Here is a 16,041-nt window from a genome sequence, read left to right as displayed (position 1 = left end):
ACCGACTTCTTCGGCCGGCCCGGCACCGTCAACGGCGCCGTGGATCGGGACGCCGAGCTCAACGACCACCTCAAGTACCTGACCATGGAGCGCAACTGGGTCTTCGACGGCAACACCCGGACGGGCCCGCGCGAGATGCCCGGACACGAGGCGCTCGGCCACGCGCTCACCGCCGCCACGACCGGTTACACCTGGGACGACCCGCAGCTGACCGGCAAGGACCCGGAGATCTTCAAGCACGGCGGCGACCGGCGCACGGCGGCCACGGCCGGTGTGATGGAACAGGTCGTGCACGTCTACGGTGGCGCGGACGGCCCGAAGCTCCTGCACGACCAGCCGGCGCTCGCCCCGAGCTTGGGCGCGATGGGCGGCGCCTACGTGGACGACATCAACCGCGGCGTCTCCGGGGTGGGCGACTCGCTGCAGAGCACCGGGGCCTTTCCGCCCGGCTACCAGGGCGCCGCCCGGCTCGGCCGCGACCAGGCCGTGGACTTCCTCAGTGTGCTGGGCCAGAACGAGACCTCGCACGGCATCATGAACCAGGCCGAACACCTCTACACCCTCGACCGGTTGGCGCAGCATCCGCCCTCGGCGAGCGAGGAGAGCTGGGCCACGGGGCGGCGGGTGCTGCTGACGGAGGCCGAGGCGCGGGGGACGCTCGACCACGCCCGGGTGCAGCAGATCGAGGCCCGGTACGCGGCCGACAGCGCCGACGCGCAGACAGCCTTCCGGGAGTCGGCCAACTGGACCCGCGTCGGCATGAGTTCCGCGGCGCCGGCGGTCGCCAACGGCGTGCTGAACGTGGTGGGCAAGAGCGGGCCCTGGGGCGTGGTGATCCCGATCGCCCAGGCCGGCGGGGTGGAGTTCGCGAAGCTCTTCCACGACGACGCGGTTTTCGGCGGACCCGACCTGCCGGACCCGCCGGAGAACAAAGATCAGTTCTTCGCCCGCGGCGAGCGCGATCTCGGTGCGACGGCGGAGAAATATTTGGAGAAGTACGGGCGCGGCCCCGATGTGACCGGGGAACTCGCCGACGACATCAAGTCCAAGTACCTGGCCATCGGGCCGCAGGGCAACGCCTTCGAGGGCCGTGAGCCCTATACGGGGTGAAAGAGCCCCTGCCCCCTTCCCGAATCCAATGGCGAAGGCCAAAAGAAACGGCGAAAAGGAGGGGCAGGGGCTATCGGCTCATTCCGGGATGCTGGCCAGGCCCGGAGCCAGGAAACGGCGGCCGGTGACGCGCTCGCTGACGCCCTCGCGGTCGAGGTAGGGCGTCACCCCGCCGAGGTGGAACGGCCACCCGGCGCCGGTGATCAGACACAGGTCGATGTCCTGCGCCTCGGCCACCACACCCTCGTCCAGCATCAGCCGGATCTCCTCGGCGATGGCGTTCAGCGCCCGCTCGCGCACCTGCTCCTCGGTCAGCACGCTGTCTCCCACCTGGAAGAGCGAGGCGACCTCCGGGTCCAGCTCCGTCGTCCCGGGCAGGTACAGGCTCCGCTTGCCGGCCTCGACGACCCGGCCCAGGTTCTCCGAGACGGCGAACCGGTCGGGGAAGGCCTGGTGCAGTGTGCCCGCGACATGGTGGGCGACGGCCGGGCCGACCAGCTCCAGCAGCTGGATGGGCGACATGGGAAGCCCCAGCGGCGCCAGCGCCCGGTCGGCCACCTCGACGGGTGTGCCCTCGTCGATGGAGCGCAGCACCTCGCCGAGGAACCGGGTCAGCACCCGGTTGACGACGAAGGCGGGGGCGTCCTTGACGAGCACGGCCGTCTTCTTCAGCTTCTTGGCGACCCCGAAGGCGGTGGCCAGCGCGGCGTCGTCGGTCTTCTCGCCCCGGACGATCTCCAGCAGCGGCAGGATGGCCACCGGGTTGAAGAAGTGGAAGCCCACGACCCGCTCGGGGTGCTTGAGCTGGGAGGCCATCTCGCTGACGGACAGCGAGGAGGTGTTGGTGGCGAGGATGGCGTGCTCCGGCACGACTGCCTCGACCTCGGCGAACACCTTCTGCTTGACGCCCATCTCCTCGAAGACGGCCTCGATGACGAAGTCCGCGTCGGCGAAGGCGGCGGCCTTGTCGAGCGAGCCGGTCACCAGGGCCTTGAGGCGGTTGGCCTTGTCCTGGTTGACGCGGCCCTTGAGCAGCAGCTTGTCGATCTCCTCGTGGCAGTAGGCCACGCCCTTGTCCACGCGCTCCTGGTCGATGTCGGTCAGTACGACCGGCACCTCCAGCCGACGGGCGAACAGCAGTCCCAGCTGCGAGGCCATCAGACCGGCGCCGACCACGCCCACCTTGGTGACCGGACGCGCCAGGTCCTTGGAGGGGGCGCCCGCCGGGCGCTTGGCGCGCTTCTGCACGAGGTTGAAGGCGTAGATGCCGCTGCGCAGTTCGCCGCCCATGATCAGGTCGGCGAGGGCCTGGGTCTCGGCCTCGAAGCCCTGCCGCAGGTCGCCGTTCTTGGCGGCGGCGATGATGTCCAGGGCGCGGTAGGCGGCCGGAGCCGCGCCGTGCACCTTGCTGTCGGCGATCTGCCTGCCGCGCTCGACGGCCGCGTCCCACGCCTCGCCGCGGTCCACCTCGGGGCGTACGACGTCGATCTCGCCCTTGAGGACGGACGCCGTCCAGCGCAGCGACTCCTCCAGGAAGTCGGCGCCTTCGAACAGGGCGTCGGCGATGCCCAGTTCGTAGACCTTCTTGCCCTTGAGCTGGCGGTTCTGGTTGAGCGAGTTCTCGATGATGACGCTGACCGCGCGGTCGGCGCCGATCAGGTTCGGCAGCAGCGCGCAGCCGCCCCAGCCGGGGACGAGGCCCAGGAAGACCTCGGGCAGCGAGAAGGCGGGCAGCGCGGCGGAGACGGTGCGGTAGGTGCAGTGCAGCCCCACCTCGACGCCGCCGCCCATCGCCGCGCCGTTGTAGTACGCGAAGGTCGGCACGGCCAGGTTGGCGAGCCGGACGAAGACGTCGTGCCCGCCCTTGCCGATGGCGACCGCGTCCTCGTGCCGCTTCAGCAACTCGACGCCCTTGAGGTCCGCGCCGACGGCGAAGATGAAGGGCTTGCCGGTCAGCCCGACGCCCTTGATCTCGCCGTCCGCGGCCTCCTTCTCCACCTGGTCGATGGCGGCGTTCAGATTGGCCAGCGACTGCGGGCCGAAGGTGGTGGGCTTGGTGTGGTCCAGCCCGTTGTCCAGCGTGATGAGGGCGAACCGGCCCGCGCCGTAGGGCAGATCGAGGTGGCGGACGTGCGCCTGGGTGACGACCTCGTCGGGGAACAGCTCGGCCGCGCCCCTCAGCAGCTCGGTGGTGGTGTTGGCGCTCACTTGTTGCCCTCCCAGTGGGGGTTCTCCCAGATGACGGTCCCGCCCATGCCGAAGCCGACGCACATGGTGGTCAGGCCGTAGCGGACGTGCGGCTGCTCCTCGAACTGGCGGGCGAGCTGGTTCATCAGCCGTACCCCGGAGGAGGCCAGCGGGTGGCCGAAGGCGATGGCGCCGCCGTACTGGTTGACGCGCGGGTCGTCGTCGGCGATGCCGTAGTGGTCCAGCAGCGCGAGCACCTGGACGGCGAACGCCTCGTTGATCTCGAACAGGCCGATGTCGTCGATCGACAGTCCGGCCTTGGCCAGCGCCTTCTCGGTGGCCGGCACCGGGCCGACGCCCATCACCTCGGGCTCCACGCCGGCGAAGGCGTAGGACACCAGGCGCATCTTGACCGGCAGCCCCAGCTCCTGGGCCACGTCCTCGGCGGCGATGAGGGAGGCGGTGGCACCGTCGTTGAGACCGGCGGCGTTGCCCGGAGTGACGCGGCCGTGCGCGCGGAACGGGGTCTTGAGGCCGGCCAGGTTCTCCAGTGTGGTGCCGGGCCGCATCGGCTCGTCGGCGGTGGCCAGGCCCCAGCCGGTCTCCCCGCCCTCGGGCGAGGTGCGGCGCACGGAGATCGGGACCAGGTCGGGCTGGATGCGGTCGTTGGCGTAGGCCTTGGCCGCCTTCTCCTGGCTGCGCACCGCGAAGGCGTCGGCGCGCTCCTTGGTCAGGTGCGGGAAGCGGTCGTGCAGGTTCTCGGCGGTCATGCCCATGAACATCGCCGACTCGTCGACCAGCTTCTCCGAGACGAAGCGCGGGTTGGGGTCCACGCCCTCGCCCATCGGGTGGCGGCCCATGTGCTCGACGCCGCCGGCGACGACGATGTCGTAGGCGCCGAAGGCGATCGAGCCGGAGGTCGTCGTCACGGCCGTCATCGCGCCCGCGCACATCCGGTCGATGGAGAAGCCGGGCACGGTCTTCGGCAGCCCCGCGAGGATTCCGGCGGTGCGGCCCAGGGTCAGCCCCTGGTCACCGATCTGGGTGGTCGCGGCGACGGCGACCTCGTCGATGCGCTCCGGAGGCAGGTCGGGGTTGCGGCGCAGCAGCTCACGGATGCACTTGACGACCAGGTCGTCGGCGCGGGTCTCGTGATAGATGCCCTTGGGGCCCGCCTTGCCGAACGGTGTGCGAACGCCGTCGACGAAGACGACGTCCCTTGCGGTACGAGGCACGATGGCTCTCCTCCAGGTGCGGCCAGGGGTCTGTCGTCCCCCATGCTACTTGTCGGTAACCGCCTGGCAAGGGTTGCCCTCCTCACGGCTGGGCACGGTGCCGATCGCCGGGCGGCCGCCTCACACGGAGGCGGTGAGCGCGGCGCGCAGCAGCTCGGCGGTCTGGGCGATCTGCCACTCGCGCGCGCCCAGCGTCCGCAGCGCGCCGGAGACCGACTCCACCGTCACCTCCGCCGGAGGCTCCCAGCACAGCCGGCGCACCGTGTCCGGCGTCAGCAGGTTCTCCTGCGGCAGGTTCAGCTCCTCCGCGTGCTGGGTGACGGCGGCACGGGCCGCGGCCAGCCGGGCCGCGGCGGCCGGGTCCTTGTCGGCCCAGGACCGGGGCGGCGGGGGACCGTTGGTGGCCTGCGCCTGCTGCGGAAGCTCCTCCTCCGGCAGCGCGCGGGCCCGCTCGACGGCCGCCTGCCACTGGTCGAGCTGCTTGCGGCCCACCCGCTGACCGAAACCGGGCAGGGCGGCCAGCGCCCGCGCGTTCGACGGCATGGCCAGCGCCGCCTCCACGATCGCCGCGTCGGACAGCACCTTGCCCGGTGACACGTCCCGCTTGCGTGCCACCGCGTCCCGCGCCTGCCACAGCTCCCGTACGACGGCCATCTGCCGGCGCCGCCGCACCTTGTGCATGCCCGAGGTGCGGCGCCAGGGATCCTTGCGCGGCGGTGGGGCCGGAGCCGCCGCGATGGCCGCGAACTCCTCCTGGGCCCACTCCAGCTTGCCCTGCCGGGACAGCTCGTCCTCCAGCGCGTCCCGCAGATCCACCAGCAGCTCCACATCGAGCGCCGCGTACCGCAGCCAGGGTTCGGGCAGCGGACGCGTGGACCAGTCCACGGCGGAGTGGCCCTTCTCCAGGGCGTAGCCGAGCACGTTCTCCACCATCGCACCCAGTCCCACCCGGGCGAATCCGGCGAGCCGCCCGGCCAGCTCGGTGTCGAAGAGCCGCGTGGGCCGCATGCCTATTTCCCGCAGGCACGGCAGGTCCTGGCTGGCGGCGTGCAGCACCCACTCGGTGCCCGCCAGCGCGGCGTCGAGGCCCGACAGATCGGGGCAGGCCACCGGGTCGATCAGCGCGGTGCCCGCGCCCGCGCGGCGCAGCTGCACCAGATAGGCCCGCTGCCCGTACCGGTACCCGGACGCGCGCTCGGCGTCGACCGCCACCGGGCCGGACCCGGTGGCGAAGGCGTCGGTCACCCGCGCCAGCTCCTCGGCCGTCACGATGACGGGCGGGATGCCCTCGCGTGGTTCCAGGAGCGGGACCGGCGCCGGCGCTGCGTCCTGGAGGGGGGCCTGAGCTGCGGATGCTGATGCGGTCTCTTGGGCGTCGGTCACCAGTCAAGGGTATCCGCGCGCACGCAATGGCGAGCGCCCGCCGACGGAACGTTACGTCGACGGGCGCCCGGAGAGCCGAAGTGGTGGGGGAGGGAGCGGGAGTACCGGGGAGTAGGGGCAGGAGTCAGTGGATGATGCCCGTCCGCAGGGCGACGGCGACCATGCCCGCGCGGTCGCCGGTGCCCAGCTTGCGGGCGATCCGGGCGAGGTGGCTCTTGACGGTGAGCGCCGAAAGGCCCATCGACACGCCGATGGCCTTGTTGGACTGGCCTTCGGCCACCAGGCGCAGCACCTCGACCTCGCGGCCGGACAGCTCCCGGTAGCCGCCGGGGTGGCCGGGACCTCCGGGACCACCGCCCGGCCTGCGGTGCATACGGGCGGCAGCGGCGGCGCCGATGGGGGCGGCGCCGTGCCGGGTGGGCAGCGGGCCGCCCAGGTTGGTGCGGGTGCCGGTGACGACATAGCCCTTGACGCCGCCGGCCAGTGCGTTGCGTACGGCACCGATGTCGTCGGCGGCGGACAGCGCGAGACCGTTGGGCCAGCCCGCCGCCCTTGTCTCGGACAGCAGGCTGAGCCCGGAGCCGTCGGGCAGGTGGACGTCGGCCACGCAGATGTCGCGTGGGTTGCCGATTCGGGGGCGGGCCTCCGCGATGGACGACGCCTCGATCACGTCCCGCACGCCGAGAGCCCACAGATGGCGGGTCACGGTGGAACGGACGCGGGGGTCGGCCACGACGACCATGGCCGTCGGCTTGTTCGGGCGGTAGGCGACCAGGCTTGTGGGGTGCTCAAGGAGAACAGACACCGGGCCTCCTGAGGGAGTGGCTGTGGGGGACGGAACCGAACGAGTCGGGTATTCCGCGTGAAGGGTCACAGACTCCTTCGGCACCTTCTCCACCCCCCTTTAGAGAAAGATCACGAATTAGTGACCCGAAATTCCACAATCCCGTTTCCCCGGGCATTTTCCCCCGGCTGAAAACATTCCTTTGTCTACACAGAGACCGTCACGTCGGTGACCGGAATTGTGCGGCGTCTTTGTAGACAAAACGCCGCACCCGGCGGGAGGGGCTCCCGCCGGGTGCGGCGATGAAGGGGAGGACGGCGATGAAGGGGAAGACGGCGAGGAGGAGGGGCGCGCCCACCGGCAAGGGGCGGGGGCGCGGGAACCGCGATCAACCGCGATCCCCCCGACACAGCCGCAGGTCGGCGGTGGTCGGGGAGCAGGCACCAGGCACTCCCCCAGCAGAACAGGAGTGCCGGAAGAACGCTAGCGGGGACCCCGGCGCTGGGGCAGCTGCACCACGGAGGTGGCCTCCCCGGTCTCCGGGGGCAACCCCGCACACTGGCAGAGGAGTTCACACCAGGCGGTCAGATGCGCGGCCGCATCCGGAGTGGCGCCCTCGGGCGTCCAGCTCGCCCGGATCTCCAGCAACTCCTCCGCGGGGCGCTCCGCCAGCCCGCCGAAGTAGGCGGAACTCGACCGCGTCACCGTCCCGCTCGGCTGGGTGTACCCGGCGCCCCGCGCCTCCAGCGCCCCGGTCAGCCAGGTCCAGGTCACCTCGGGCAGCAGCGGGTCACCGGCGATCTCCGCCTCCAGCTCGGCCCGGCCGAGCGTGACCACCCGGAAGGTGCCCTGCCAGGACTCCTGGCCCTGCGGGTCGTGCAGCAGCACGAACCGTCCGTCGGCCAGTTCTGCGTCCGGGTCCTCCGGATCCGTCACCGTCGCCTCCAGTGCGAAGGAGTGCGGCGCCAGTCTCCGGGGTGCCGGGAGGGTGGCGAGCCTGATCTCGGGGCGCGGCCGGGTCTCGCTCAGCGCCGCGACAGCCGCCCGGAAAGGCGGCGGAGAGGAGTCCCCGCCCCCGCCACCGGAGCCTCCCGTCCCGCTGGTGTCTTCCACTCCGCCGGAGCCTCCCGCCTTCGCCGCCCGAGCCGCAGTCATGGGCCGAAGAGTAGGCGGACGGCGGGCTTCAGGCTGGTAAGGACACCCCATTAGGCCATGGGAGACTTCGGGTGTGAGTGGAGACGACCGCCCTGAGGGCCAGCCGACGCAGACACCGGACGTCGCAGCGAGCGCTGCGGCGGACACGGCCTCTTCACCGTTTCTCCGCGCGTGCCGCCGTGAGCCGGTGCCGCACACACCGGTGTGGTTCATGCGGCAGGCCGGCCGTTCGCTGCCCGAGTACCGCAAGGCACGCGAGGGCACCGCGATGCTGGAGTCGTGCATGCGGCCCGATCTGGTCGCCGAGATCACCCTCCAGCCCGTGCGGCGGCACAAGGTGGACGCCGCGATCTACTTCAGCGACATCGTCGTCCCCCTCAAGGCCATCGGCGTCGACGTCGACATCAAGCCGGGCGTCGGCCCCGTCGTCGAGAAGCCGATCCGCAGCCGGGCCGACCTGGAGCGGCTGCGGCCCCTGGATCCGGAGGACGTCTCCTATGTGACCGAGGCGGTCGGCATCCTCACCCGCGAGCTCGGCTCCACTCCGCTCATCGGCTTCGCCGGTGCGCCCTTCACACTGGCCAGCTATCTGGTCGAGGGCGGCCCCTCGAAGAACCACGAGCGCACCAAGGCGCTGATGTACGGCGACCCCGAACTGTGGGCGGAACTGCTGGACCGGCTCGCCGACATCACCGCCGCCTTCTTGAAGGTGCAGATCGAGGCAGGGGCCGCTGCGGTGCAGCTCTTCGACTCGTGGGTGGGCGCGCTGGCCCCGGAGGACTACCGGCGCAGCGTGCTGCCCGCCTCCGCGAAGGTCTTCGGGGCCGTCGCCGGTTACGGGGTGCCCCGGATCCACTTCGGTGTCGGCACCGGAGAGCTGCTCCCGCTGATGGGCGAGGCCGGCGCGGACGTGGTCGGCGCCGACTGGCGGGTCCCGGTGGACGAGGCGGCGCGCCGGGTGGGTCCCGGCAAGGCGATCCAGGGCAACCTCGATCCGGCCGTGCTCTTCGCCCCCCGCGAGGCGGTCGAGCGCCAGGCCGCCCGCATCCTGGAAGCCGCGCGGGGGCTGGAGGGGCACATCTTCAACCTCGGGCACGGTGTCCTGCCGGACACCGACCCGCAGGCGTTGACGGATCTGGTGGCCTACGTGCATGAGCGCTCGCGCTGAGGCGTGGGCCGGGGGCCGTGGGCGGTACGTGCTGGTTGCGGCCGTCTTTGATTCCGCCGGACCCTCGCCGTCGTGGTGTGCCGCCCTGGCGGCGGGAGGAGGCGGCAGAAGGGGAAGGTCCGGGGTGCGATCGGCGGCGGGTCAGTGGGTTCTCACTGCCGCTGCGGCCTTCCGGGCGGCGATCAGTACCGGGTCCCACACCGGGCTGAACGGTGGCGCGTAGCCCAGGTCGAGGGCGGTCATCTGCTCCACCGTCATGCCCGCGTGCAGGGCGACCGCGGCGATGTCCACGCGTTTGCCCGCGTTCTCCCGGCCCACGATCTGGACGCCGAGCAGTCGCCCCGAGCGGTGCTCGGCGAGCATCTTGACGTGGATCGGCCGGGTACCGGGGTAGTAGCCGGCCCTGGTGGTCGACTCGATGACCACGCTCGCGAACCGTAGTCCGACGGCGGTGGCCTGCGCCTCCAGCAGACCCGTCCTGGCGATCTCCAGATCGCACACCTTGCTGACCGCCGTGCCGACCACGCCGGGGAAGGTGGCGTAGCCGCCGCCGATGTTGGCGCCGATGACCTGCCCGTGCTTGTTCGCGTGCGTGCCCAGCGGTACGTGCTGGGGGCGGCCGGAGACGAGGTTGAGGACCTCCACGCAGTCGCCGCCCGACCAGATGTTCTCGTGGCCGCGGACCCGCATGCTCAGATCCGTCAGCAGCCCCCCGGACTCGCCCAGGGGCAGCCCCGCCTCGCGGGCCAGCGCGGTCGCGGGCCGCACGCCGAGGCCCAGTACGACCACATCGGCCGGGTATTCGGCGTCCTGGGTCGCCACCGCGCGGGCCCGCCCCTGTTGGTCGGTGAGGACCTCGGTGACGGCCGCGCCCAGTACGGTCTCGATGCCCAGCGAGCACATCGCCTCATGGACCAGCTTGCCCATGTCCGGGTCGAGGGTGGACATCGGCTGCTCGGCCTTCTCCAGCACCGTCACCTCGTAGCCGCGCTGGACGAACGCTTCGGCCATCTCCACGCCGATGTAGCCGGCCCCGACGACGACGGCCCTGCGCCGCCCGGACCCTCCACCGGCGGCCTCCACCTCCCGCTCCAGCCCGTCCAGCAGCTCCTGCCCGTCGTCGAGTGTCTGCACCCCGTACACGCCCTCGGCGTCGATTCCGGGCAGCGGCGGGCGCACGGGGACGGCGCCGGTGGCCAGCACCAGCTGGTCGTATCCCACCCACCGCTCGGTGCCCTCCTGCTCCCGTACCCGCACCCGCCGGCCGTCCACGTCCAGCTCGACCGCCTCGGTACGCATCCGCAGGTCGATGCCGCGCGAGCGGTGCTCCTCGGGTGAGCGGGCGATCAGCTTGTCGCGCTCGGGGACGGCACCGCTCACCCAGTACGGGATGCCGCACGCGGAGTACGAGGAGAACCGGCCCCGCTCGAAGGCCACGATCTCCAGTTCTCCTGGCTCCTTCAGCCGGCGTGCCTGCGCCGCCGCCGACATTCCCGTGGCATCGCCACCGATGACCACCATCCGCTCCGCTGCCGCCATCGCGGACGCTCCCTTCGCCGTACGGGCCGTACGGGGCCCACCGGACCTGCTGCCACTGACAGGGCCCACGCTATGCGCCGGTCACCGTTCTGCGAGACTTGCCCATATGCACGTACTCGTCATCGGGGGCGGTATCTCCGGGCTGGCCGCAGCGCACCAACTGCTGGCCTCCGGTGTGCGGGTGACCCTGTTGGAGGCCACCGACCGGCTCGGCGGCAAGCTGCGGGCGGGCAGTATCGCCGGGACCGCCGCCGTCGACCTGGGCGCGGAGTCCATGCTGGCCCGCCGTCCCGAGGCCGTGGAGCTGGCGCGCGCCGTGGGGCTCGGCGAACAGCTCCAGCCGCCGTCCGTCGCCGGGGGCGCGATCTGGACGCGCGGCGCCGTGCGTCCCATGCCCAAGGGGCATCTGATGGGTGTCCCTGGGGACCCGGCCGCGCTCGGCGGGGTGCTCTCACCCGAAGGGCTGGCCCGTATCGCCGAGGACGGGCGGCTGCCGCGTACCGAGGTCGGCGAGGACGTGGCCGTGGGCGACTACGTGGCACGAAGGCTCGGCCGGGAGGTCGTCGACCGGCTCGTGGAACCCCTGCTGGGCGGGGTGTACGCCGGTGACGCGTACCGGATCTCGATGCGCGCCGCCGTGCCGCAGCTGTACGAGGCGGCGCGCGGTGAGCGCTCCCTGCTGGCCGCGGTGCGTGCCGTCCAGGAGCGCGCGGCCACCTCTCCGGCCCCGCCGGGGCCGGTCTTCATGGGCCTCGAGGGCGGCGTCGGTCGGCTGCCCGCGGCCGTGGCCGAGGCGTGCACCGCCAAGGGCGCCGACATCCGGCTGAACACCCCTGTCACCCGGCTGGGCCGGGTGCTGTCCGAGGCCGGGTCCGGCTGGATCGCCGAGACCCCGCACGAGACGGTGCGGGCGGATGCCGTCGTGCTGGCGGCGCCCGCACCCGCCGCCGCCCGGCTGCTGGCCCCGCACGCGCCCGTCGCCGCCGCGGAGCTGGACACGGTCGAGTACGCCTCGATGGCCCTGGTCACACTGGCCTTCCGCAGGTCCGAGGCGGATCGCGTCCCGGACGGCAGCGGCTTTCTGGTGCCCCCGGTGGACGGCCGCGCCATCAAGGCGGCCACCTTCTCCGCGCACAAGTGGAGCTGGGTCGCGGCCCAGGACCCGTCCCTGTTCGTGCTGCGCACCTCGCTGGGCCGCTACGGCGAGGAGAGCACGCTGCAGCGGGACGACGCCGAACTGGTCGAGCTGTCGCTGCGCGACCTGCGCGCCGCCACCGGTCTGTGGGCGCGCCCCGTCGACACCCTCGTCTCCCGCTGGGACGGCGGCCTGCCGCAGTACCCGGTCGGACACCTTGAGCGCGTCGCCGCCATCCGGGCAGCCGTCGACGCGCTGCCAGGACTCGCCGTGGCCGGCGCCGTCTACGAGGGCGTGGGCATCCCGGCCTGCGTGGCCAGTGGCCGGCGCGCGGCCCGGCACGTCCTGCAACCAGCTCACGTACCGGAACCAGCCGAGTCAGCCAACGAGAACGGTGAGAAGACACGCCATGAGTGAGGCAGCGCAGAAGTCCCCCAACGCGGGCAAGAAGGCCAAGGACCTCAACGAGGTCATCCGCTACACCCTCTGGTCGGTCTTCCGGCTGCGCGATGTGCTGCCCGAGGACCGCGCCGGGTACGCGGACGAGGTGGAGGAGCTGTTCGGCCGGCTCGCCGACAAGGACGTGGTCGTCCGCGGTACCTACGACGTGTCCGGGCTGCGGGCCGACGCCGATGTGATGATCTGGTGGCACTCGGAGGACTCCGACGCACTCCAGGACGCCTACAACCGCTTCCGCCGCACCAAGCTGGGCCGGGCGCTGGAGCCCGTGTGGTCGAACATGGCGCTGCACCGCCCCGCGGAGTTCAACAAGTCGCACATCCCCGCGTTCCTCGCCGACGAGGAGCCGCGCGCCTATGTGAGCGTCTACCCGTTCGTTCGCAGCTACGAGTGGTACCTGCTGCCCGACGAGGACCGCCGCCGGATGCTCGCCGACCACGGCAAGATGGCCCGCGGCTTCCCCGACGTACGCGCCAACACCGTGCCGGCCTTCTCGCTGGGCGACTACGAGTGGATCCTCGCCTTCGAGGCCGATGAGCTGTACCGCATCGTCGACCTGATGCGGCACCTGCGCGGTTCCGAGGCCCGGCTCCACGTCCGTGAGGAGATCCCCTTCTTCACGGGCCGCCGCAAGCCGCTGAGCGAGCTGGTCGCGGGACTGGCGTAACCGGTAACCGACCCTTCAGCGCCCGGCCCGCGCGATGGCGGCCGGCGGTGACTTCTTCCCGGCGCCCGGCTCGGGCGCGGGCCGGGCGGCGCACTCCGCATGGTGGCCCGGTGTCCTGCCCTCGAAGAGGTACCGCTCGACGTGCTGGTCCACGCACGCGTTGCCGCCGGTCACCCCGTGGTTGCCCGCGCCGCGCTCGGTCACCAGTGCGGAGCCCGGCAGCCGGCGCCGGGTCTCCAGCGCGCCCTTGTAGGGGGTGGCCGCGTCCCGGGTCGCGGCCACCAGGAGTACGGGCGGCAGCTCCCCGGGTTCCGCGCGGACGTTCGTGGGGGTGGCCGATTCCGTCTTCCAGTAGGCGCACGGCAGGTTCATCCAGGCGTTGTTCCAGGTGTTGAACGGGGCCACCGCTGCGGTGGCGGTGTTGTCCCGGTCCCAGCGGGTCCAGTCGCGGGGCCAGGGAGCGTCCTGGCACTCGACGGCGTTGTAGACGGCGTTGCCGTTCTCCTCGCTCCCGGCCCGTTTCCTCTTGGGCGCCGCCACCTTCGCCAGCGCCTGCGGGTCGCCCTCGCGGAAGTCCGCGAGCGCCCGGGCGTACGGGGCCCAGGTCACGTCCGCGTAGCCGGTGTCCAAGAAGGCGTTCAGCAGTTCCCTGGAGCCGACCGTCCCGCCCGCCGGCTCACGGTCCACGGCTGCCCGTACGGCGTCGAAGGACTCCTGCACCTGGCGGGCCGTGCGGCCCAGCCGGTAGGTGTCGTGGTGCCGGGCGACCCATGTCTTCCAGTCCTCCCAGCGCCGCTGGAAGGCCCGGTTCTGGTCGAGGTTGGCCTGGTACCACACGCTGCCGGGGGACGGGTCGACCACGCTGTCCAGCACGAGGCGCCCCACATGGCCGGGGAAGAGGGTCGCGTAGACGGAGCCGATGTACGTGCCGTAGGACACGCCGAAGTAGTTGAGCTTGCGCTGCCCCAGCGCGGCGCGCAGCACATCCAGGTCGCGGGCGTTGTTCGGCGTCGTGTAGTGCCGCAGCCGGTCGGGCTGGGCCTCGGCGCACCCGGCGGCGTAGGCCGCGGCCTTCCGGTTCATGATCCGTTTGAACGCCCAGGTGGGGTGCTTGGGGGCGAAGTTCGGGCCCTTGAGGAACTCCTCGGGGTCCTGGCAGGAGAGCGGGTCGGAGCGGCCGACGCCGCGGGGGGCGTAGCCGATGAAGTCGTAGCGGGTGTTGAGGCGCTTCCACAGGCCGCCGAGCCGGGGATAGAGGGAGAAGCTCATCCCGTTGCCGCCCGGGCCCCCCGGGTTGTAGACGAGCGGCCCCAGGCGTTTGTCGGCGTCACCGGTGGCCCGGGCCCTGCTGACGGTGAGGGAGATGTGCTCGCCGTCCGGCCGCGCGTAGTCCACCGGGACCGAGACCGTGCCGCACTCGACGGACCGGGGCAGGCGCTCGGCGGCAGGACAGTGCCGCCACCGGATGCCGTCGGCGGCGGCCTCCCGGGCCGCCGCCGCGACACCGGCCGACTCCGGTACGCCGCCCGAAGGGCGGGAGTCACCGCGGGCGTCGGCCCCGGAGGCAGGCGCCAGGGCGAGGGCCAGGGCCAGGGCACCGGCTGTGGAGGGGATCGCTGCTGCACGCACTGGGGCTCCCGCTGGGTGTCGCTGTTGCTCCGTCAGCCATGCTCGGGGCACTGCCGTTCATATTGGATGCTCAGCGGCTCATACGAAGATGTAAAGCATCCTCATCCGGTGTCGCGGCACACCCCTCGGATGGGGTGTGCCGTGCATCGGCGGGGCACCGGGGGCCGAGGGCGGCTGTCCGGACCGGTCGGCCGCCTCAGCGGGGCGTCGGGCCGGTGCGGTGTCTGTACCAGCGTTTGAGCTCCCGGCGCGAGCGGCGGGGGAGCCGGGCCCGCTCCAGCACATACGCGGCGAAGTGCAGGGCGTCCCACCGGTAGTTGGCCTCCATGGGGCGCCCTGTGGCATAGGCGGTGAACAGCCTGCGGTACTCCGCCTCGCCGAGGAGGGCCGGCAGCTGAGGGGCCACCTTGGCGACGATGTCGGCGCGCTTGGCCCGCAGCGCCCCGGCCTGCACCCTGAGCCTGGCCGGATCGAAGCCCGGCGGCGCGGGCGCGTCGGCGACCAGCGCCGACAGCAGCGCCGCCTGCGCCCGGCCCAGCCGGGCCCGCGCGTCATCGGACACCGGTGGCCTCCTGACGCGCGGCGCGGACCACGGCACCGATCCGGTCCAGCTCCCCGGCCAGCTCGGCGAGCGGCGGGAAGTTCTCGTCGCGTTCCAGCAGTACACCGGGCGGCACCGTCCTGGCGCACAGCTGGGCCAGCACATCCAGCACCGGCGCGGTCACAGGATGGCCGTGGCTGTCGTGCCAGACGCCGTCACGTTCGACTCCGCCCGCCACATGGACGTAGGCGAGCGCCTCCAGCGGCAGCCGGTCCAGCGCGGCCACCGGGTCCTCGCCCCGGTTCACCCGGTTGGTGTGCAGATTGGCGACATCGATCAGCAGGCCCACTCCGGTGCGCTCGACCAGCTCGGCGAGGAACTCGCCCTCGCTCAGCTCCTCGTCCGGCCAGCTGATCAGGGCCGCGATGTTCTCCACGGCCAGCGGTACCGGCAGCGCGTCCTGCGCGATGCGGATGTTCTCGCACAGCACGTCCAGCGCATCCCGGGTGCGGGGTACCGGCAGCAGGTGACCCGCCTCCATCCGGGGCAGCCCGCTGCTGCCGCCGTCGGCCCGTACGAACGCGATGTGCTCCGTCACCAGGGGCGCGCCCAGGGCCTCGGCGCACTCCGCGAGCGCCGTGAGCCGTTCCGGGGCGGGACGCTCGGCACCTCCGAGGCCGAGCGCGACCCCGTGCGGCACCACGACCGTGCCGCGCGCCCGCAGCCGCAGCAGCGAGTCCGGGAGGTGTCCTGGACAGATGTTCTCCGCGACGACCTCGACCCAGTCGATGCCCGGCAGTGCCTCGATGCCGTCCGCGATCTCGGGCCGCCAGCCGATCCCGGTGCCCAACTGCTCCATCTCTCACTCCTCCCCGTGCCGCGCGGGGATCCCTCCCCGAGCCACGCGGGGGATTCCTGCTCGGTCGGCGGCGGTTCATGCGCGCCCGCCCGGTCTTCAGAGCCGCACTTGAGCTTCGGCCGGAGTGTGCTGCCGCGCTGCGCGCCTCACTTGTCGGGCGGCGCTCCGCGCGGGGCCGAGACCTCGACGA

The 16,041-nt window shown here is 72.2% G+C and carries 10 protein-coding genes and 2 pseudogenes; 4 read left to right on the top strand and 8 right to left on the bottom strand.

Translation table 11 applies throughout. From position 1 onward, the window contains the following. Positions 1–1,110: pseudogene (locus tag KBY19_RS33065) on the top strand (hypothetical protein); the annotation flags it as partial. Between the two features lie 78 nt (positions 1,111–1,188). Here the strand turns inward: KBY19_RS33065 and KBY19_RS33060 are convergent. The 5 genes from KBY19_RS33060 to KBY19_RS33040 form a co-directional block, all read right to left on the bottom strand. Then, entirely contained in the window at positions 1,189–3,318 is a 2,130-nt protein-coding gene (locus tag KBY19_RS33060) for a 3-hydroxyacyl-CoA dehydrogenase NAD-binding domain-containing protein (RefSeq protein ID WP_099884914.1), read from the bottom strand. Continuing rightward, the gene (locus tag KBY19_RS33055) at positions 3,315–4,532 is read right to left on the bottom strand and encodes an acetyl-CoA C-acyltransferase (RefSeq protein ID WP_099884915.1); all 1,218 of its coding nucleotides are present in this window, start codon (positions 4,530–4,532) and stop codon (positions 3,315–3,317) included. The genes KBY19_RS33060 and KBY19_RS33055 overlap by 4 nt, the downstream gene beginning before the upstream one ends. A gap of 120 nt (positions 4,533–4,652) precedes the next feature. Continuing rightward, positions 4,653–5,915 (bottom strand): ribonuclease D, encoded by a 1,263-nt coding sequence (locus tag KBY19_RS33050; protein ID WP_099884916.1) that lies wholly within the window; start codon positions 5,913–5,915, stop codon positions 4,653–4,655. Positions 5,916–6,039: 124 nt separating this feature from the next. Beyond that, positions 6,040–6,720: a response regulator transcription factor gene (locus KBY19_RS33045; protein WP_099884917.1), complete on the bottom strand. Its 681-nt coding sequence runs from the start codon at positions 6,718–6,720 to the stop codon at positions 6,040–6,042. A 462-nt stretch (positions 6,721–7,182) separates the two neighbouring features. After that, positions 7,183–7,854 (bottom strand): DUF3000 domain-containing protein, encoded by a 672-nt coding sequence (locus KBY19_RS33040; RefSeq protein ID WP_180289786.1) that lies wholly within the window; start codon positions 7,852–7,854, stop codon positions 7,183–7,185. 73 nt (positions 7,855–7,927) lie between these two features. Between KBY19_RS33040 and hemE the strand changes: the two genes are divergently transcribed. Further along, positions 7,928–9,022 (top strand): uroporphyrinogen decarboxylase, encoded by a 1,095-nt coding sequence (hemE, locus tag KBY19_RS33035; protein ID WP_210967304.1) that lies wholly within the window; start codon positions 7,928–7,930, stop codon positions 9,020–9,022. A gap of 141 nt (positions 9,023–9,163) precedes the next feature. On the opposite strand, the gene KBY19_RS33030 is transcribed toward hemE, so the two are convergent. Then, the gene (locus tag KBY19_RS33030) at positions 9,164–10,561 is read right to left on the bottom strand and encodes an FAD-dependent oxidoreductase (protein WP_210967303.1); all 1,398 of its coding nucleotides are present in this window, start codon (positions 10,559–10,561) and stop codon (positions 9,164–9,166) included. Between the two features lie 106 nt (positions 10,562–10,667). Here KBY19_RS33030 and hemG point away from each other — a divergent pair, with 106 nt between their 5' ends. Next, positions 10,668–12,113: a protoporphyrinogen oxidase gene (gene hemG / locus KBY19_RS33025; RefSeq protein ID WP_210967305.1), complete on the top strand. Its 1,446-nt coding sequence runs from the start codon at positions 10,668–10,670 to the stop codon at positions 12,111–12,113. Then, entirely contained in the window at positions 12,106–12,822 is a 717-nt protein-coding gene (gene hemQ / locus KBY19_RS33020) for a hydrogen peroxide-dependent heme synthase (RefSeq protein ID WP_099884922.1), read from the top strand. The genes hemG and hemQ overlap by 8 nt, the downstream gene beginning before the upstream one ends. Before the next feature lie 15 nt (positions 12,823–12,837). Here hemQ and KBY19_RS33015 read toward each other — a convergent pair whose 3' ends face one another. Both KBY19_RS33015 and KBY19_RS33010 read right to left on the bottom strand, forming a co-directional pair. Next, positions 12,838–14,451 (bottom strand): alpha/beta hydrolase, encoded by a 1,614-nt coding sequence (locus KBY19_RS33015; protein ID WP_210967302.1) that lies wholly within the window; start codon positions 14,449–14,451, stop codon positions 12,838–12,840. Between the two features lie 196 nt (positions 14,452–14,647). Then, positions 14,648–15,851, bottom strand: a pseudogene (locus KBY19_RS33010) (DUF692 domain-containing protein). Between the last annotated feature and the right edge of the window lie 190 nt (positions 15,852–16,041).

It is taken from the genome of Streptomyces sp. B15, assembly GCF_018070605.1.
Taxonomy (GTDB): domain Bacteria; phylum Actinomycetota; class Actinomycetes; order Streptomycetales; family Streptomycetaceae; genus Streptomyces; species Streptomyces smyrnaeus.
This window is presented reverse-complemented; position numbering and strand designations above follow the sequence as displayed.